1 protein-coding gene is annotated in these 261 nt (G+C 34.5%); it reads right to left on the bottom strand.

The window, feature by feature from the left end:
* Positions 1–239 (bottom strand): hypothetical protein (locus H6A60_RS13280; protein WP_205105336.1); only part of this gene is annotated, 239 nt, incomplete at its 3' end.
* Between the last annotated feature and the right edge of the window lie 22 nt (positions 240–261).

Raw genomic sequence — 261 nt, forward strand, 5'->3', positions numbered from 1 at the left:
CTATAGAAGATTGGATAAAAGCCGTGATTATCACGACTAATGGTGGTTTCAGTTTCTGTAACAGTAATTTTCAAATAGTTGCCGTCCGCCTCCGATTCAAACGAGTTTCCTTCTGCGATATATTTGTAAAAACCCTTATTTCCGCAGATTAAATCTGATCCAGAAAAAGCATAGCCATCAAAAAAGTTGTGATTTAACTTAGTCTCGTTAGAGAGCAACAAAACTTTATTTTTTAACATGATCTATTTCTTCGAAACAAGA

Origin of the sequence: Sutterella massiliensis, assembly GCF_016899755.1 — a bacterium.
Lineage (GTDB): Bacteria > Pseudomonadota > Gammaproteobacteria > Burkholderiales > Burkholderiaceae_F > Sutterella > Sutterella massiliensis.